Raw genomic sequence first — 18480 nt, forward strand, 5'->3', positions numbered from 1 at the left:
ATTTCTCAGGGGCTTCGGCACAACTGGCGGAGTGGACGGGACTCGAACCCGCGACCTCCGGCGTGACAGGCCAGCATTCTAACCGACTGAACTACCACTCCGCTTTTGAAACTTGTCGCTCGGTGCTCTGGTGGGTGCTGAGGGTTTCGAACCCCCGACCCTCTCCGTGTAAAGGAGACGCTCTACCGCTGAGCTAAGCACCCTAGCGAGTCGATTAGTTTACGGCATCCTTCAGCGCTTTGCCAGCCTTGAAGGTCGGATTCTTGGACGCGGCGATCTTGATCGAGTCGCCGGTCTTCGGGTTGCGGCCGGTGCGCTCGGCACGGTCGCGCACCTGGAAGGTGCCGAAGCCCACGAGGGTCACGCTGTCGCCCTTCTTCAGCGCCTTGGTGACTTCGGACACGAAGGCGTCGACGGCGCGACCGGCTTCGGCCTTGGAAATATCCGCAGCGGCGGCGATAGCGTCGTTCAGTTCGGCTTTATTCATTGCTTGATGACTCCATGTGCGGCAGAAAACCGCGGAATTGAGGATCGGGTGTCGGCTTGGCCTGCCTCGTCTGCGACGAGGCCCCGATTGATTTTTCACTACCAAGCACGCCCGTTCGCGGTGCTCGCAAGTCGTGCATTTATACCAGCGGCCTCCCACCCGCGCAAGCCGAAAAGCCAGCAACGGCGCGGGTTTCGGCCGCTTGGGCGGGTGCGGTTCAGCGCGTTTCAGTGCTTGACGCGCGCGTTCGAGGCTGCTTTGGACTTGGGCTTGCGCCGCACCGGCGTCGGCTCGCCGTCGGCCGTCGCCTTCGGCGTCAACGGCCTCTCCAGCGCCAGATCCAGCACTTCGTCGATCCACTTGACCGGCACGATCTTCAGGTCGCGGGTCACGTTATCGGGAATATCGGCCAGATCCTTGCGGTTCTCCTCCGGGATGATCACGGTGCGGATGCCGCCACGCAGCGCCGCCAGCAATTTCTCCTTGAGTCCGCCGATCGCCGAGACGCGGCCGCGCAAGGTGATCTCGCCGGTCATCGCCACATCGGCCTTGACCGGCACCTTGGTCAGCATCGACACCAGCGAGGTCACCATCGCGATGCCCGCGCTGGGGCCGTCCTTCGGCGTGGCGCCGTCGGGCACGTGCAGGTGCACGTCGTGCTTCTGCAGGAAGTCCACCTCGATGCCGAGCCGCTCGGCGCGCGACCGCACCACCGACAGCGCCGCCGACGCCGATTCCTTCATCACGTCGCCGAGTTGGCCGGTCAGGATCACCGCGCCCTTGCCCGGCACCAGGGTCGATTCGATCTGCAGCAGATCGCCGCCGACCTCGGTCCAGGCCAGGCCGGTGACCAGGCCGATCTCGTTCTGCTCCTCGGCGCGGCCGAAGTCGAAACGGCGCACGCCCAGGTACTTGTCCAGATTCTTCGAACCGACCGCGACCCGCGCCTTGTCCTTGCGCGCCGCCGCGCCCTTCTTCGCCACAGCCTTCTTCGCGGGCAGCGCAGGCTGAGGACCGGCCAACGCGATCTCCTTGACCACCTTGCGGCAGATCTTGGCGACTTCGCGCTCGAGGTTGCGCACGCCGGATTCGCGCGTGTAGTAGCGCACGATGTCGCGGATCGCGTCCTCGGCGATCTCCAGTTCCTCGCCCTTCAGGCCGTTGGCCTTGAGCTGCTTGGGCACCAGGTAGCGCATGGCGATGTTGAGCTTCTCGTCCTCGGTGTAGCCCGGAATGCGAATCACCTCCATGCGGTCCAGCAACGGCCCGGGGATGTTCAGCGAATTGGAGGTCGCCACGAACATCACTTCGGACAGGTCCAGATCCACTTCCAGGTAGTGGTCGTTGAAGGCGTTGTTCTGCTCGGGGTCGAGCACTTCCAGCAGCGCCGAGGACGGATCGCCGCGGAAATCCATCGACATCTTGTCGATCTCGTCGAGCACGAACAGCGGATTCTTGCTGCCGACCTTGTTGAGGTTCTGCACGATGCGTCCCGGCATCGAGCCGACGTAGGTGCGGCGATGCCCGCGGATCTCCGCCTCGTCGCGCACGCCGCCCAGCGACATGCGCACGAACTTGCGGTTGGTGGCCTTGGCGATGGACTGGCCCAGCGAGGTCTTGCCCACGCCCGGCGGCCCGACCAGGCACAGGATCGGGCCCTTCATCTGCTTCACCCGCGACTGCACCGCGAGGTACTCGAGGATGCGGTCCTTGACCTTCTCCAGGCCGTAATGGTCGGCGTCCAGCGTCTCCTGCGCGACCTTGAGCTCCTTGCGCACCTTGCTGCGCTTCTTCCACGGCACGCCCAGCAGCCAGTCCAGGTAGTTGCGCACCACCGCGGCCTCGGCCGACATCGGCGACATCTGCTTGAGCTTGTTGAGTTCGGCCTTGGCCTTGGTCTCCACCGGCTTGGGCATGCCCGCCTCGGCGATCTTGCGCGCCAGTTCCTCCAGCTCGCCCGGCGCGTCGTCGAGGTCGCCCAGTTCCTTCTGGATCGCCTTCATCTGCTCGTTGAGGTAGTACTCGCGCTGGCTTTTCTCCATCTGCGACTTGACCCGGCCGCGGATGCGCTTCTCCAGCTGCTGCACGTCGATCTCGCCGTCGACCAGGCCGACCAGCATCTCCAGGCGCTCACCCACTTCCAGCGTTTCCAGCAGGCGCTGCTTGTCGGCCAGACGCACGCCGATGTGCGCGGCGATGGTGTCGGCCAGGCGCCCGGGCTCGTCGATGCCGGACAGGGTCTGCAGCAGCTCCGGCGGCAGCTTGCGGTTGGTCTTGACGTACTGCTCGAACAGCGACATCAGCGAGCGCGCGATCGCCTCCACCTCGCGCTCCTCGCGCGATTCGGCGGCATCGATCTCGCTGCCCTCGCCCTGCAGCGCGCCATCGCGCTCGACCACCTTGTCGACGCTGACCCGCGACAGGCCCTCGACCAGCACCTTGATGGTGCCGTCGGGCAGCTTCAGCAGTTGCAGCACCTGCGCCAGGGTGCCGACGTTGTACAGGTCCGCCGCCGCCGGATCGTCGGTCTCGGCGGACTTCTGCGCGACCAGCAGGATGCGCTTGTCGGCCTCCATCGCGTGCTCGAGCGCGCGCATGGACTTGTCGCGGCCGACGAACAGCGGGATGACCATGTGCGGGAAGACCACGACGTCGCGCAACGGCAGGACCGGCAGGTCGAGGACTTCGGATTTGGACTGGGCCATGAGGGTTCCGATGTGGGAGGCGGGAATACGGAAAAGGCGGGCACAAAAATGCCGATGGCCCCGTTATGGGGCCATCGGCTGGATGATGCAAGGGCAGCGAAAAAGCCCCTTTTCTTTCAAGCGGTTAGCCAATCCTCACGGTCGCGACGGGAGGCCGCCGCGACCGTGCTCGGGCCTCACTCGGCGGAGGCCACCTTCGGCGCCGGCGGCGGGGTCTGGTAGATCAGGTACGGCTCGGACTTGTGCTCGATCACCGACTCGTCCACCACCACCTTGCTGACGTTTTCCTGCGACGGCAGCTCGTACATCGTGTCCAGCAGCACCGACTCGACGATGGTGCGCAGGCCGCGCGCGCCGGTCTTGCGCTTGAGCGCCTTGCGGGCGATGGCCAGCAGCGCGTCGGGCCGGAACTCCAGCTCCACGCCTTCCATCTCGAACAGCTTCCGGAACTGCTTGGTGATCGCGTTCTTCGGCTCGGTCAGGATCTTGATCAGCGCCGGTTCGTCCAGCTCCTCCAGCGTGGCGACCACCGGCAGGCGGCCGACGAACTCGGGGATCAGGCCGAACTTGATCAGGTCCTCCGGCTCCACTTCCGCCAGGATCTTGCCGACTTCGCGCTTGCGCTCGGAACTCTTCACCTTGGCGCCGAAGCCGATGCCGCCGACGTCGTTGGAGCGCTGCTGGATCACCTTGTCCAGCCCGGCGAACGCGCCGCCGCAGATGAACAGGATGTTCTTGGTGTCCACCTGCAGGAATTCCTGCTGCGGATGCTTGCGCCCGCCCTGCGGCGGCACCGAGGCGACCGTGCCTTCGATCAGCTTCAGCAGCGCCTGCTGCACGCCTTCGCCGGACACGTCGCGGGTGATCGACGGGTTTTCGCTCTTGCGCGAGATCTTGTCGATCTCGTCGATGTAGACGATGCCCTGCTGCGCCTTGTCGACGTCGTAGTCGCACTTCTGCAGCAGCTTCTGGATGATGTTCTCCACGTCCTCGCCGACGTAGCCGGCCTCGGTCAGCGTGGTCGCATCGGCGATGGTGAACGGCACGTTGAGCAGGCGCGCCAGCGTCTCGGCCAGCAACGTCTTGCCCGAACCGGTCGGGCCGACCAGCAGGATATTGGACTTGGCCAGTTCGACTTCGTCGTTCTTCTGGCGGCTCTCGATGCGCTTGTAGTGGTTGTACACGGCCACGGCCAGCGTGCGCTTGGCGCGCAACTGCCCGATCACGTACTGGTCCAGCACCTCGAGGATTTCCTTGGGCTTGGGCAGGCTGCTGCGCGCGGACTGCGCCTTCTCCTCAAGCTCCTCGCGGATGATGTCGTTGCACAACTCGACGCATTCGTCGCAGATGAACACGCTCGGCCCGGCGATCAGCTTACGGACCTCGTGTTGACTCTTGCCGCAGAACGAGCAGTACAAGATCTTGTTGCTGTCGCCGGAACGGCCTTGCCGGTCTTCGCTCATTGCTTCGCTTACCCAGTTACCCCACCCGATGAACGGGGGTTCGATTTCGAGAATAGCACAGGGCCGGGAGGACGCTAGCCCGACCCCGGCCCTGCGGAATACGCTGCGTTTTGCAGTACATGCAAGCCTTATGCCGGCTGGATCGACTCATCCGGACGACGCTCGAGCACCTGGTCGACCAGCCCGTAGGCCTGCGCGTCGGGCGCGCTCTTGAAGTTGTCGCGCTCGGTGTCGCGGGCGATGGTTTCCAGCGACTGGCCGGTGTGCTTGGCCAGGATTTCGTTCAGCCGCGCGCGCAGGGTGAGGATCTCGCGGGCGTGGATGTCGATGTCGGTGGCCTGGCCCTGGAAGCCGCCCAGCGGCTGGTGGATCATCACCCGCGAATTCGGCAGCGCGTAACGCTTGCCGGCCGCGCCCGAGGCCAGCAGCAGCGCGCCCATCGAGGCGGCCTGGCCGACGCAGATGGTGCTCACGTCCGGCTTGATGTACTGCATGGTGTCGTAGATCGCCATGCCCGCGGTGACCACGCCGCCGGGCGAGTTGATGTAGATGCTGATGTCCTTTTCCGGATTGTCCGCTTCCAGGAACAGCATCTGCGCCACGATCACATTGGCCATGTGGTCGTCGATCGGGCCGACCAGGAAGATCAAGCGCTCCTTCAGCAGGCGCGAATAGATGTCGTAGGCACGCTCGCCGCGGCTGGTCTGCTCGACCACCATCGGAACCAGATTCAACGCCTTGGTCACATTGTCCACGCCGGAACTCCTGCTCTGTGTCGTCCCTGCACGGGGGTGTGCAGGGCTTCGCCTCTTGTCGCGCCCCGCGGCTACGGGGCCTGGATCGCGTCTCCACCCCGCATGTCGCCATGCGGGCCGCCGCGAAGCGACGCCTTACTGGCGGATCGCTTCCTGGAACGTCATCGCCTGCTCGGTGTGCTGGGCGCGCTCGGCGATCCAGTCGATCACCTGCTCTTCCATCACACGGCTCTGCAGTCCTCCCATCAATTGGGGATCGTTGCGGTACATCTCAATGACCTGCTCCGGCTCTTCGTAGGTCGAGGCGATCAGGCGCAGCGTCTCCGAGACGCGCTTGGGGTCCAGGCGCAGCTCGTTGCGGCGGGCGACCTCGCCGACCAGCAGGCCGACCAGCACGCGCTTGCGCGCCGCATCCATGAAGCCCTGGTGAGCGTCGTCCGGCACCTGGCCCGGGTCGCGGCCGGAGCGGCGCAGCTGCTCGACCTGCTGCGCCAGCATCGAGCGCGCCTCGTTCTCGACCAGGCGCGGCGGCATTTCCACCGACGCGTAGGCGGCGATCAACTGCTCGCCGACCTCGCGACGCAGGCGGTTCATCAGCGCGCCCTTCAGTTCGCGCTCCAGGTTGATGCGGATGTCCTTGCGGAACTGCTCGGCATCGCCGCTCTTCACGCCGAAGCTCTTGATGAACTCCTTGTCCACCTCCGGCAGCACCGGCGCGGCCACATCGACCGCCTTCACGTGCACCTGGACCTGCTTGCCGGCGAACTGCGGCACGCGCCAGTCGGCCGGGAAGTCGACCGTCAGCGTCTTCTCTTCGTCCTTGGACATCCCGACCAGGCCCTGCTCGATCGCCGGGAACATGACGCCCGAGCCGATCACGCTGCTGCCCTTCTCCACGCCCTCGGCCGGCAGACGCTCGTCGCCGACCTGCGACCAGGTTTCCAGGGTCACCAGGTCGCCGTCCTGCGCGGCGCGCCCGGCGGGCTGCCAGGTACGGCGCTGCAGGCGCAGGTTCTCGATCATCTGCTCGATGTCGGCGTCGGTGACCTCGGCGGTGTGGCGGATCACCTGCAGCGTGGACACGTCGATGTCGCCGAAGTCCGGCACCACTTCGAAGGTCGCCACGAACTGCAGCTCGTTGTCGCCGGCGCGGTCGATGCGCGGATTGCCGGCCAGGCGCAGTTCGTGCTCGCGCACGGCCGAGTCGAAGGTTTCGCGCAGCAGGCCGTCCAGCGCCTCGGCGCGGATCTGCGGCCCGAAGCGCTGCTCGATCACCTTCGGCGGGATCTTGCCCGGACGGAAACCCTTGATCCGCGCGGTGCGCGCGACTTCGCGCAGGCGGCCGCCGATATGGGTTTCCAGACGCTCCTCCGGCAGGGTGAAGGTCAGACGCCGTTCCAGGGTACCGGTGGTTTCGATCGAAGCTTGCATGTGGACTCCTGCCACCGGGAGCCCACGGCTCTCGGCACGATGTAGAAAAATACGGGTTGACGCGGGCACGGGACGGCCGCCGCAGCCGGATAGTTTCGCCTATTCCCGCTGTGCCTGCCAGCGCACCCGGTCGGCCGGCGCTGCTGCAGGCCTGGCGTGGCGTGGGTGCGGACGGGGACTGGGGCGCGGCGGGCCGCGCGAGCGGCGCCAGGATGGTGCGAAAGAGGGGACTCGAACCCCTACGCCTTGCGGCACTGGTACCTAAAACCAGGGCGTCTACCAATTCCGCCACTTTCGCGCTGGGAGCGCCACACGCGCCCGCCCGGCATTGTTGCAGGCCAGCCGGAAAAGAAAAAGGCACCTGCCGAAGCAGATGCCTTTTTGTTTTGGTGGGCCGTCAAGGATTCGAACCTTGGACCTATTGATTAAGAGTCAACTGCTCTACCAACTGAGCTAACGGCCCTGAAACTGAGTCGCACATTCTATGTGCTTTTTTGCTTCGTTGCAACACCCCGCGAAACATCGGGTCACACAATCAATGGGGTGGCTGAGGGGACTCGAACCCCCGACATCTGGAATCACAATCCAGTACTCTAACCAGCTGAGCTACAGCCACCATTGAAACCTTGCATCTCCCGCCCGGCGCCGGTGTTGGCGCGCCCGACAGGAATCGAACCTGTAACCCCCGACTTAGAAGGTCGGTGCTCTATCCGGTTGAGCTACGGGCGCCCGGGCCGGATTGTCGCATTCCTCTCCGCCATTGGGCATCGGATTGGTCGGGGTAGAGGGATTCGAACCCCCGACATCCTGCTCCCAAAGCAGGCGCGCTACCAGACTGCGCTATACCCCGGCGGAACATCCCTCGCGACCGAGGCCGGAAAGGTCGGCTATTGTGGGAAGCTCGCGCTCCGCTGTCAACGGCACATCGCACGACCGATGCCTGCGCTATGCTCGCCACTTGCGGCCGATGATGGCCAATCGTCTTTATTACAGGGAGAAACAGCATGATCCGCAGCGGCAACCCCGCCTTGAAGGAATCCACCTTCCTCGACCTCGGCAGCGGCGCCGTCGTTTCGCGCGACGGCGAGGCGATGACCCTGAACGGCACCGTGCACAAGACCGGCGCGCTGTTGCTGCTGACCTTGCTGACCGCGGTGTTCGCCTGGAGCCAGTCGATCTCGATCGATGGCGCCGGCAACGAAACGATCGCGCCGGGCATCATCGGCTACGTGCTGGGCGGCGCCTTCGGCGGTTTCATCCTGGCGCTGATCACCACCTTCAAGAAGACCTGGGCGCCGATCACCGCGCCGCTGTACGCGCTGGTGGAAGGCTTCTTCCTCGGCTCGATCTCGGCGATGTACGAAGTGCGCTTCAACGGCATCGTGCTGCAGGCGGTGCTGCTGACCTTCGGCACCCTGTTCGCGCTGCTGTTCGCCTACCGCAGCGGGATGATCAAGGCCACCGAGAATTTCAAGCTGGGCGTGGTCGCGGCCACCGGCGGCATCGCCCTGGTGTACCTGGCGACCATCGTGCTCGGGTTCTTCAATATCCAGATCCCCTACATCCACGCCTCCGGCACGGTCGGCATCCTGTTCAGCCTGTTCGTGGTGGTGGTGGCGGCACTGAACCTGGTGCTGGACTTCGACTTCATCGAAAGCGGCGTGGAGCAAGGCGCGCCGAAGTACATGGAGTGGTACGGCGCGTTCGGGCTGATGGTCACGCTGGTGTGGCTGTACATCGAGTTCCTGCGCTTGCTGTCGAAGCTGCAGTCGAGGAACTGAGCCGGGAGTCGGGAATCGGGAGTGGGGAATCGCAAGCGCGGCGCCCCGCGATCGGTGGCTACATGGCTTCCGACAAACTTCCGAGCAAAAGAAAGGGCGCCTGAGGCGCCCTTTCTTTTTTGCGATCTTCCGGCGCGCTCAGAGGCGGCTGGCGATGGCCTTGGCGAAGCCCATGGTGTTGCCGCTGCCGCCCAGGTCCGGGGTCAGCCCGTCCTTGGCTTCCAGCGTGGCGACGATGGCGTTGCGCAGGCGCTCGGCGTTCTGCGGCTGGCCGACGTGGTCCAGCAGCTGCGCCGCGCCCAGCAGCAGCGCGCACGGGTTGGCCTTGCCCTGCCCGGCGATGTCCGGGGCCGAGCCGTGCACCGCTTCGAAGATGGCCGCGTCCACGCCGATGTTGGCGCCCGGCGCAAGGCCCAGGCCGCCGACCAGGCCGGCGCACAGGTCCGACAGGATGTCGCCGAACAGGTTGGTGGTGACGATGACGTCGAACTGCTCCGGGCGCATTACCAGCTGCATGCACGCGTTGTCGACGATCATTTCCTGGAACTCGATCTCCGGGTAGTTGGCCGCCACTTCGCGCGCCACCTTCAGGAACAGGCCCGAGGTCGACTTGATGATGTTGGCCTTGTGCACCGCGGTGACCTTCTTGCGGCCGGTCGCGCGGGCCAGGTCGAAGGCGTAGCGGACGATGCGCTCGGAGCCCTTGCGGGTCACCTTGGCCATCGACACCGCGGTCTCGCCGTCGGCCGACACTTCCTGGCCTTCGCTCAGGTAGGCGCCTTCGGTGTTCTCGCGCACGGTGATCAGGTCCACGCCGGCGCCGAAGCGCGACTTGGTGTTCGGGAACGACTTGGCCGGACGCACGTTGGCGTACAGGTCGAACTGGCGACGCATGGCCACGTTGATCGAGCTGAAGCCCTCGCCCACCGGCGTGGTCAGCGGGCTCTTCAGCGCGATCTTGTTCTTGCGGATCGAGTCCAGGGTGGCGGCCGGCAACAGGTCGCCGTGCTTTTCCAGGGCGACCAGGCCGGCGTCGGCGTATTCGTAGGTCAGCCCGGCGTTCAGCGCGTCGAGCACGAACAGCGTGGCGTCCATGATCTCGGGGCCGATGCCATCGCCACGGATGACCGTGATTGTCTGCGTCATAGGAGTGCGGTTTCCGTACAGAGGGGGAGCGCGCCGACCGGAAGCCCGGGGTGCTGGCGCAAGGAGGTTTCACCGGTAATTATGCCCGAAGCCGGTGAAGGCTCCCAAACCGAGGCGGGCGCAAAACGCGGCACGCCGCCCGCAGGCGGCGTGCATCGGGGCCGACCGGCTGCGCCGGATCAGGCGTGCGCGTGCTCGGCCGGCGCGGCGGCGGCGCCCTCCTCGAGCTTGTCGAGGAAATCCACCGCCCGGCGTAGATGCGGGATCACGATCGAACCGCCCACCACCAGGCCCACCGAGAAGGTCTCGAAGAACTCGTCGCGCTGCACCCCGGCCTCCTTGCACTGGGCCACGTGGTAGCTGATGCAGTCGTCGCAGCGCAGCACCAGCGAGGCGACCAGGCCGAGCAGTTCCTTGGTCTTCACGTCCAGCGCGCCGGCCTGGTAGGTCTGGGTGTCGAGCGCGAAGAAGCGCCGCACCACCTGGTTCGGCTCGGCCAGGATGCGCTGGTTCATGCGCTGGCGGAACTCGGTGAATTCGCGCACCCGGTCCTGCCCGTCGCCGCCGTCGCCGCCGGCAGCGCTCATGCCCGGGCCTCCGGGGCCTGGCCGTCGAGCAGCGGCTCCAGCTTGCCGGCGCGGTGCAGCGCCATCATGTCGTCGTAGCCGCCGACGTGGGTCTCGCCGACGAAGATCTGCGGCACGCTGGTGCGGCGCGCCAGCGCGACCATCTTCTCGCGCTCGGCCGGGTCCAGGTCGATGCGCACCTCGGTCCAGCTGCGGCCCTTGCTCTTGAGGAAGTTCTTGGCCGCCACGCAGTAGGGGCAGATCGCGGTGGAGTACAGGGTGATCGGCGGGCCGCCGGCCTGGCCGCCGTCGGCGGGGTGGGTGTCCATGGGAAACTCCGGGCGCTGTCTGAGGTCCAAACCACTATGGTAGCGGCTGGGTGGATTTTCGAGTCCGCTGCCGCAACACTGCGGATTACCCCGGATTCACCCGTCGTTGCGCCCGCCGCCGCGGCGGTCCGCCTTCTCCTGGAGCCTGCCTTGCGCCCGTTGCCGCTTGCCTTCGCTATCACCCTGGCGACCGCCCTCGCCACCGCGCCGGCGCCGGCGCAGGAGAACAAGCTGCCGGACATCGGCTCCTCGGCCGGCGAACTGCTGACCCCGGCGCGGCAGGCCGAGTACGGCCGGATGATGCTGGCCGAACTGCGCAACTACGACTACGTGCTGGACGACCCGCTGCTCGGCGACTGGCTGCAGACCATGGGCACCCGACTCGGCGCCAACAGCGACCAGCCGCAGCAGACGTTCACCTTCTTCATGCTGCGCGACCGCCAGATCAACGCCTTCGCCACCCTGGGCGGCTATGTCGCGGTCAACGCCGGGCTGGTGCTGACCGCCGAGCGCGAGGACGAGGTGGCGGCGGTGCTGTCGCACGAGATCGCCCACGTCACCCAGCAGCACGTACTGCGCGGGGTGGAGCGGGCGCAGCGCGACCAGGTGCCGATCCTGCTCGGCATGCTCGCCGCGGTGATCGCCGCGCAGCAGGCCGGCGGCCGCTCCAGCGGCGACGCCACCCAGGCGGCGATCGCCAGCGGCCTGGGGCTGATGCAGCAGCGCCAGATCGACTACACCCGCTCCAACGAATCGGAAGCCGACCGCCTGGGCATCCGCACCCTGGCGCGCAGCGGCTACGACGTGGATGCGATGGCCGGCTTCTTCGAGCGCATGTCTCTGGCGATGCGCGGCAACCAGGGCGGCTACAGCACGCCCGACTACCTGATGACCCACCCGGTCACCACCACCCGCATCAGCGAGGCGCGGCAGCGCGCCGAGCAGATGAAGAAGAACACGGTGACCCTGACCACGCGCGTGCCCGGCGGCAGCCTGGAGGAGCGAGTCGATCCCAACGACGTGTCGCTGAGCCAGCCGCTGGGCGCGCCCAGCAATCCGCTGCTGCCCGGCAGCCTGCAGTTGCCGTTCGACACCGGCGCGCGCGGCGGCAGCGGCCAGTTCGACTGGGCCCGCGAGCGCCTGCGGGTCCTCAGCGCCAACACCCCGGCCGACGCGGTGCGCGAGTACGAAGGCCTGCGCCAGGGCAGCAAGCAGGGCCTCAGCGACGCCCAGCGCTATGGCCTGGCGCTGGCCCGGCTGCGCGGCGGTGGCAGCCCACAGGACGCGGCCAAGGCGCTGGAGGAACTGCTGCAGGCGCACCCGGACAGCTGGTGGCTGGGCCTGGCGGTGGCCGAGGCCGAATCGCGCACCGGGCGCGTGCAGCAGGCCAACCAGCGCTTCGACGCGCTGCTCAAGCGCCTGCCCAGCAACCGCGCGGTCGCGCTGACCTACGCCTCGGCACTGAACGAACAAGGCGGCCGCGCCGCCGGCCAGCGCGCGCAGGCGGTGTTGCGGCCGTTGCTGGGCACGGCGGCCGACGATCCGGTGTTCCAGCGCACCTTCGCCCGCGCCTGCGAACTGGCCGGGGACGGCAACCGCGCCGGCGAAGCCTATGCCGAGGCCGCCTACCTGAACGGCCGCCCGGAACAGGCGCTGATCCAGCTGAACAACCTGAAGAAGCGCCAGGACCTGGACTACGTCGCCCGCGCCCGCATCGATGCGCGCATCGCCGCGATCACCCCCACGGTGCTGGAACTGCGCCGCCAGGGCGTACAGGACCCGGACGTGAAACAGCGCTGAAACGCCCTACCGCGGGGCGTCACCGAATCGTAATAAAACCGTAGTCTACTGGCGGCCTCTCCTCCCAGTCCCCACGGTGCCGTCGTGCAGAAACGCATCCTGATCGTCGACGACGAACCCGCCATCCGCGACATGGTGGCGTTCGCCTTGCGCAAGGGCGACTTCGAACCGGTCCATGCCGGCGACGCGCGCGAAGCGCAGACCTCCATCGCCGACCGCGTGCCCGACCTGATCCTGCTGGACTGGATGCTGCCCGGCACCAGCGGCCTGGAACTGGCCCGGCGCTGGCGCAAGGATGCGATGACCCGCGAGGTGCCGATCATCATGCTGACCGCGCGCGGCGAAGAGAACGACCGCGTCGGCGGCCTGGAAGCCGGCGTGGACGATTACGTGGTCAAGCCGTTCTCGGCGCGCGAGCTGCTGGCGCGGATCCGCGCGGTGATGCGCCGCACCCGCGAGGACGACGAGGACGGCAGCGTCTCGGTCGGCAGTCTGCGCATCGACGGCGCCGCGCACCGCGTGTTCGCCGGCGACGCGCCGGTGCCGATCGGCCCCACCGAGTACCGCCTGCTGCACTTCTTCATGACCCATCCCGAGCGCGTCTACAGCCGCGCGCAGTTGCTCGACCACGTCTGGGGCGGCAGCGTCTACGTCGAGGAGCGCACCATCGACGTGCACATCCGCCGCCTGCGCAAGACCCTGGAACCGTTCGCGGTGGAGAACATGGTGCAGACGGTGCGCGGCTCCGGCTATCGCTTCTCCTCGTCCATCTGATTGCCGTCGTTGCCTGCTATAAACGGCGCACGGACAGTTCCATTGCGACAGAGCGCGCCCCCGATGCCCCGCCACATCCGTTCCGCCTGGTTCAAGACCCTCGGCACCCTAGCCGCGCTGTTGCTGCTGGCGGTGCTGATCGGCTGGCTCGGCGGCCACGTGTGGATGGCGCTGACGGTGATGTCGCTGGCGGTGATGGGCTGGCACTACTGGCGCCTGCGCCGCGTGCTGCGCCGGCTGACCGCGCGCCAGCGCTGGGAACCGCCGGCCGGCACCGGGGTGTGGAACGAACTGGACCGCTTGCTGTACCGCAGCCAGGCGGAAATGCGCACGCGCAAGCGGCGCCTGCTGGACATGCTGCGCGCCTACCGCGCCGCCGCCGCCGCGCTGCCCGACGCGGTGGTAGTGGTGGACCGCAACAGCCAGCGCATTCAATGGTTCAACGAGGCCGCCGGCAGCCTGCTCGGCCTGCGCCATCCCGGCGACCTCAACGTGCCGGTGGTCGAACGCCTGCAACCGCTGCCGCTGGCGCACTGGCTGGCCGGCGGGCGCAACGCCGAGCCGATGCTGGACACGCCCTCGCCGATCGACGACCGGCTGCGCCTGCACCTGCGCCTGATCCCCTATTCCGACGACCACTGGCTGCTGGTCGCGCGCGACGTCAGCAAGCTGCTGCAACTGGAGCAGGTGCGGCGCGACTTCGTCGCCAACGTCTCGCATGAACTGCGCACCCCGCTCACCGTGGTGCACGGCTACCTGGACATGCTCGATCCGGAGGATTTCCCGGATTCGGGGCCGATGATCGCCGAGATGCGCAAGCAGTCGCAGCGCATGACGCAATTGGTCGAGGACCTGCTGACCCTGTCGCGCCTGGAATCGCAGGAGCACGCCAACGAGGAAAGCATCGCGATGGCGCCGATGCTGGCCACGCTGCGCCGCGAGGCCGAAGCGCACAGCCAGGGCCGGCACCGCATCGAGGTCCACGACGAGGCCGACCTGGACCTGGTCGGCTCCAACAAGGAACTGCACAGCGCGTTCTCCAACCTGGTCACCAACGCGGTGCGCTACACCGCCGCCGGCGGCACGGTCAGTATCCGCTTCGCCCGCGAAGGCGACGGCGCGGTGCTGTCGGTGCGCGACAGCGGCTACGGCATTCCCGCGCACCACCTGCCGCGCATCACCGAGCGCTTCTACCGCGTCTCCAGCAGCCGCTCGCGCGAGAGCGGCGGCACCGGCCTGGGGCTGTCGATCGTCAAGCACGTGCTGGGCCTGCACCAGGCGCGGCTGGAGATCGAGAGCGAAGTCGGCAAGGGCAGCACGTTCTCCTGCCACTTCGGCGCCGGGCGCGTGCATCCGCGGCGCGCCCATGCCACCCTGACCTCCGCCTAACGAGTATCGCCATGCCCCGCGCCGCCGCCCTGCCGCCCACGCCGCCACCGGACGTTCCCAGCGACCCGCTGCGCGACCCGACGCTGTACCTCAACCGCGAACTGTCGCAACTGGACTTCAATTTCCGCGTGCTGGCGCAGGCGCAGGACCCCAGCGTGCCGCTGCTGGAACGGCTGCGTTTCTTGTGCATCTCCTGCACCAACCTCGACGAATTCTTCGAGATCCGCGCCGCCACCGTGCGCCATGCGCTCGAATTCGGCCTGCCGCCGGCGCCGGACGGGCTCAGTTCGAGCGCGATCCTCAACTCGATCCACGACCGCGCCGCGCAACTGGTCGACCAGCAATACCGCTGCTGGAACGAGGTGCTGCGCCCGGCGCTGAAGGATGCCGGCATCGGCGTGCTCGGCCGGCATTCCTGGAACGCGCGGCAGAAGCGCTGGCTGCGTGCCTACTTCCGCAACGAGATCATGCCGGTGCTGTCCCCGCTAGGCCTGGACCCGGCGCATCCGTTCCCGAAGATCCTCAACAAGTCGCTGAACATCGTGGTGGTGCTCAAGGGCACCGACGCGTTCGGTCGCGTCGGTCACCTGGCGATCGTGCGCGCGCCGCGCTCGCTGCCGCGCATCATCCAGTTGCCGGAAAGCCTGTCCGACGGCGGTCAGGGCTTCGTGTTCCTGTCCTCGGTGCTGTCCACCTTCGTCGACGAACTGTTCCCGGGCATGGAAGTGACCGGCTCCTACCAGTTCCGGGTGACGCGCAATTCCGAGCTGGTGGTGGACGAGGAGGAAGTGGAGAACCTGGCGCTGGCGCTGCGCGACGAACTGGTCAACCGCGGCTACCGGCCGGCGGTGCGGCTGGAGATCGCCGAGGATTGTCCCAAGTCGATCGTGCGCACCCTGCTGCAGAACTTCGCGCTGCCGGAGAACGCGGTCTACCGCATCGACGGCCCGGTCAACCTGAGCCGGGTCAACCAGGTCTACGATCTGGTGCAGCGCCCGGAACTGAAGTATCCGGCGATGAACCCGCGCACGCTGCGCGACAGCGAGGGCATCTTCGAGATCGCCGCCGCCGGCGACGTGCTGCTGCACCATCCGTTCGACGCGTTCACCGCGGTGCTGGACCTGATCAAGCAAGCCGCGGTCGACCCGCAGGTGCTGGCGATCAAGCAGACCCTGTACCGCACCGGCAAGGACTCGGGCATCGTCGACGCGCTGGTGCTGGCCGCGCGCAACGGCAAGGACGTGACCGTGGTGGTCGAACTGCGCGCGCGCTTCGACGAGGAGGCCAACCTGGGCCTGGCCGATCGCCTGCAGGAAGCCGGCGTGCAGGTGGTGTACGGCGTGGTCGGCTACAAGACCCACGCCAAGATGCTGCTGATCGTGCGCCGCGAGGGCCGCAAGCTGCGCCGCTACGTGCACCTGGGCACCGGCAACTACCACAGCGGCACCGCGCGCGCCTACACCGACCTGAGCCTGATCACCGCCGATGCGGACATCTGCAACGACGTGCACCTGCTGTTCCAGCAGTTGTCCGGGCTGGCGCCGAAGATCCGCCTCAAGCGCCTGCTGCAATCGCCGTTCACCCTGCATGCGGGCGTGCTGCACCGGATCGAGCGCGAGACCAAGCTGGCCCTGGCCGGGCGCCCGGGCCGCATCATCGCCAAGATGAACGCGCTCAACGAGCCGCAGGTGATCCGCGCCCTGTACGCGGCCTCGCAGGCCGGGGTGCAGATCGACCTGATCGTGCGCGGCGCGTGCACGCTGCGGCCCGGCGTGGCGGGCGTCTCCGACAACATCCGGGTGCGCTCGATCGTCGGCCGCTTCCTCGAACACAGCCGCGTGTACTGGTTCGGCAACGACGGCGCGCCGGAACTGTACTGCGCCAGCGCCGACTGGCTGGAACGCAACCTGCTGCGGCGGGTGGAAACCTGCTTCCCGATCCTCGACCCGAAGCTGATCCAGCGCATCCATCGCGAAGTGCTGAAGAACTATCTGGACGACAACCTCAACGCATGGGAACTGGACGCCAGCGGCGACTACCGCAAGCTGGCGCCAGGCCAGGACCAGCCGCCGCACTCGGCGCAGCTGACGCTGCTCGACGGACTCTGAACCCCCCACCCGCGCGCCGATGGACGGCAGCCGCCGTGCATCGGCTACCATTCCGCCCATGCCTCCCATCTCCCCGTACACGCCGTTGCGCGATGGCGACCTGTTGGCCGCCGTCGACCTGGGTTCCAACAGTTTCCACATGGTGGTGGCGCGGTATCAGCTCGGGCAGTTGCGGGTGGTGGACCGCCTGCGCGAGACCGTGCGCATGGCCGACGGCCTGGACAACAAGGGCGGGCTCTCGTCGGAGGCGCGGCAGCGCGCGCTGGAATGCCTGGCGCGCTTCGGCCAGCGCATCCGCGACGTGCCCTCGCTGCGGGTGCGCGCGCTCGCCACCAACACCGTGCGCCAGCTGCGCTCGCCGCAGGCGTTCCTGATCCCCGGCGAGACCGCGCTCGGGCATCCGATCGAAGTGGTCAGCGGCCGCGAGGAAGCGCGCCTGATCTACCTGGGCGTGGCGCATGCGCAGCCGCCCAAGCCGGACCAGCGCCGGTTGGTGATCGACATCGGCGGCGGCTCCACCGAGTTCATCATCGGCCGCGGCTTCCAGACCCTGGAACGCGAGAGCCTGCAGGCCGGCTGCATCGCCAGCACGCGGCGCTTCTTTCCCGGCGGCAAGCTGTCGAAGAAGAAGTGGAAGGACGCGCTGACCGAGATCGCCGCCGAGTTCCAGCAGTTCGCCGGGCTGTACCGGGCGCTGGGCTGGCACGAGGCGCTGGGGTCGTCGGGCACGCACAAGGCGATCGGCGAGATCTGCGCGGCGATGAAGCTGACCAAGGGCGCGATCACCGCCGAGGCGCTGCCGCAACTGCGCGATCGCCTGCTGCTGGCCAAGCGCATCGAGGACATCGACCTGCCCGGCCTGTCCGCCGACCGCCGGCCGATCATCGCCGGCGGCGTGCTGGTGCTGGAAGCCGCGTTCCAGGCCCTGGGCCTGCAGCGCCTGATGGTGAGCAAGGCGGCCATGCGCGAAGGCATCCTCTACGACATGCTCGGCCGCGGCGGCGAGAACGATCCGCGCGAAACCGCGATCGCCGCGTTGACCCAGCGCTACGGCATCGACGAAACGCAGGCCGCGCGCGTGGAAGGCACCGCGATGGCGCTGTTCGAACAGGTCGCCACGGCCTGGGCGCTGGATGCCGACGACGGGCGCATGCTCAGTTGGGCCGCGCGCCTGCACGAGCTGGGCCAGGTCATCGCGCACAGCCAGTACCACGTGCACGGCGCCTACGTGCTCGAGCACTCCGACATCGCCGGTTTCTCGCGGCAGGAACAGCAGGTGCTGGCGACGCTGGTGCGCACCCATCGCCGCAACGTGCCCAAGACCGCGTTCGACGCCCTGCCCGACCGCCTGCTGCTCGGCGCCAAGCGCAAGGCCGCGCTGCTGCGGCTGGCGGTGCTGCTGCATCGCGCGCACGAATCCGAGCCGATCCCCTCGCTGGAACTGAAGGCCGACGGCGACCATCTGCACCTGATCCTGTCGCAGCCGTGGATCGAAGCGCGGCCGCTGCAGCGCGCCGACCTGATCGGCGAGATCGAGGGCATGGCGGGGTTGGGGATCCAGTTCCGCCCATTTGTGGCTTGAAAGCTGGGAATGGGGAGAGGGGAATCGGGATTGGGGGATCGCTTGCGCTGAGGCGGTACGGGTAAGGCCTCGTATTGCCTGCGGCGGCGGGCGCGTCATGGGTCCAGATTCAAGCGCGGATGAATGCCCGACCGGGGCGTCATCGTTCCTACATGCGCTGGACA

14 protein-coding genes and 7 tRNA genes are annotated in these 18480 nt (G+C 67.5%); 6 read left to right on the forward strand and 15 right to left on the reverse strand.

Annotation, left to right across the window (positions count from 1 at the left end):
* Window positions 1-24: 24 nt before the first annotated feature.
* The 12 genes from AB3X07_RS17365 to AB3X07_RS17420 all read right to left on the reverse strand — a co-directional run bounded on the left by AB3X07_RS17365 (window position 25) and on the right by AB3X07_RS17420 (window position 7691).
* Window positions 25-101: transfer RNA gene (locus tag AB3X07_RS17365), tRNA-Asp, on the reverse strand.
* A 27-nt stretch (window positions 102-128) separates the two neighbouring features.
* A tRNA-Val gene (locus AB3X07_RS17370) sits at window positions 129-203 on the reverse strand.
* A gap of 11 nt (window positions 204-214) precedes the next feature.
* Window positions 215-487 carry an HU family DNA-binding protein gene (locus AB3X07_RS17375; RefSeq protein ID WP_009607753.1) on the reverse strand — a complete coding sequence of 91 codons (273 nt, stop codon included), beginning with the start codon at window positions 485-487 and terminating at the stop codon, window positions 215-217.
* A gap of 227 nt (window positions 488-714) precedes the next feature.
* Window positions 715-3192, reverse strand: a complete 2478-nt coding sequence (gene lon, locus AB3X07_RS17380) for an endopeptidase La (RefSeq protein ID WP_369939936.1) — start codon at window positions 3190-3192, stop codon at window positions 715-717.
* A 176-nt stretch (window positions 3193-3368) separates the two neighbouring features.
* Window positions 3369-4655, reverse strand: coding sequence for an ATP-dependent Clp protease ATP-binding subunit ClpX (gene clpX / locus AB3X07_RS17385; protein ID WP_369939937.1), 1287 nt, complete (start codon window positions 4653-4655; stop codon window positions 3369-3371).
* A 128-nt stretch (window positions 4656-4783) separates the two neighbouring features.
* Complete coding sequence (gene clpP, locus AB3X07_RS17390; RefSeq protein ID WP_369939938.1) at window positions 4784-5410, reverse strand: ATP-dependent Clp endopeptidase proteolytic subunit ClpP; 627 nt, start codon at window positions 5408-5410, stop codon at window positions 4784-4786.
* Window positions 5411-5545: 135 nt separating this feature from the next.
* On the reverse strand, window positions 5546-6841 hold the full coding sequence (tig, locus tag AB3X07_RS17395) for a trigger factor (RefSeq protein ID WP_369939940.1): 1296 nt from the start codon (window positions 6839-6841) through the stop codon (window positions 5546-5548).
* 213 nt (window positions 6842-7054) lie between these two features.
* Window positions 7055-7139 (reverse strand) — tRNA-Leu (locus AB3X07_RS17400).
* An 89-nt stretch (window positions 7140-7228) separates the two neighbouring features.
* Window positions 7229-7304: transfer RNA gene (locus AB3X07_RS17405), tRNA-Lys, on the reverse strand.
* A gap of 76 nt (window positions 7305-7380) precedes the next feature.
* Window positions 7381-7457: transfer RNA gene (locus AB3X07_RS17410), tRNA-His, on the reverse strand.
* A 36-nt stretch (window positions 7458-7493) separates the two neighbouring features.
* A tRNA-Arg gene (locus AB3X07_RS17415) sits at window positions 7494-7570 on the reverse strand.
* Window positions 7571-7614: 44 nt separating this feature from the next.
* A tRNA-Pro gene (locus AB3X07_RS17420) sits at window positions 7615-7691 on the reverse strand.
* Between the two features lie 157 nt (window positions 7692-7848).
* On the opposite strand from AB3X07_RS17420, the gene AB3X07_RS17425 reads away from it, so the two are divergent.
* Window positions 7849-8622 carry a Bax inhibitor-1/YccA family membrane protein gene (locus AB3X07_RS17425; RefSeq protein WP_369944797.1) on the forward strand — a complete coding sequence of 258 codons (774 nt, stop codon included), beginning with the start codon at window positions 7849-7851 and terminating at the stop codon, window positions 8620-8622.
* A 138-nt stretch (window positions 8623-8760) separates the two neighbouring features.
* Here AB3X07_RS17425 and AB3X07_RS17430 read toward each other — a convergent pair whose 3' ends face one another.
* From AB3X07_RS17430 to grxC, 3 genes are all read right to left on the reverse strand, one after another.
* Entirely contained in the window at window positions 8761-9768 is a 1008-nt protein-coding gene (locus tag AB3X07_RS17430; protein WP_184411663.1) for an isocitrate dehydrogenase, read from the reverse strand.
* A gap of 179 nt (window positions 9769-9947) precedes the next feature.
* Window positions 9948-10355: a carboxymuconolactone decarboxylase family protein gene (locus AB3X07_RS17435; protein WP_369939941.1), complete on the reverse strand. Its 408-nt coding sequence runs from the start codon at window positions 10353-10355 to the stop codon at window positions 9948-9950.
* Window positions 10352-10663 carry a glutaredoxin 3 gene (grxC, locus tag AB3X07_RS17440; RefSeq protein ID WP_369939942.1) on the reverse strand — a complete coding sequence of 104 codons (312 nt, stop codon included), beginning with the start codon at window positions 10661-10663 and terminating at the stop codon, window positions 10352-10354. Before grxC ends, AB3X07_RS17435 begins: the two co-directional genes overlap by 4 nt.
* A 150-nt stretch (window positions 10664-10813) precedes the next feature.
* Here grxC and AB3X07_RS17445 point away from each other — a divergent pair, with 150 nt between their 5' ends.
* The 5 genes from AB3X07_RS17445 to ppx all read left to right on the forward strand — a co-directional run bounded on the left by AB3X07_RS17445 (window position 10814) and on the right by ppx (window position 18316).
* Window positions 10814-12463: a M48 family metalloprotease gene (locus AB3X07_RS17445; protein ID WP_369939944.1), complete on the forward strand. Its 1650-nt coding sequence runs from the start codon at window positions 10814-10816 to the stop codon at window positions 12461-12463.
* An 84-nt stretch (window positions 12464-12547) separates the two neighbouring features.
* Window positions 12548-13237: a phosphate regulon transcriptional regulator PhoB gene (gene phoB, locus AB3X07_RS17450; protein WP_369939946.1), complete on the forward strand. Its 690-nt coding sequence runs from the start codon at window positions 12548-12550 to the stop codon at window positions 13235-13237.
* A 63-nt stretch (window positions 13238-13300) separates the two neighbouring features.
* Window positions 13301-14626: a phosphate regulon sensor histidine kinase PhoR gene (gene phoR / locus AB3X07_RS17455; protein ID WP_369939948.1), complete on the forward strand. Its 1326-nt coding sequence runs from the start codon at window positions 13301-13303 to the stop codon at window positions 14624-14626.
* 11 nt (window positions 14627-14637) lie between these two features.
* Window positions 14638-16734 (forward strand): polyphosphate kinase 1, encoded by a 2097-nt coding sequence (ppk1, locus tag AB3X07_RS17460; protein WP_369939950.1) that lies wholly within the window; start codon window positions 14638-14640, stop codon window positions 16732-16734.
* Window positions 16735-16792: 58 nt separating this feature from the next.
* Entirely contained in the window at window positions 16793-18316 is a 1524-nt protein-coding gene (gene ppx, locus AB3X07_RS17465) for an exopolyphosphatase (RefSeq protein ID WP_369939952.1), read from the forward strand.
* The last annotated feature ends 164 nt before the right edge of the window (window positions 18317-18480 follow it).

The organism is Xanthomonas sp. DAR 35659 (genome assembly GCF_041242975.1).
GTDB lineage: Bacteria > Pseudomonadota > Gammaproteobacteria > Xanthomonadales > Xanthomonadaceae > Xanthomonas_A > Xanthomonas_A medicagonis.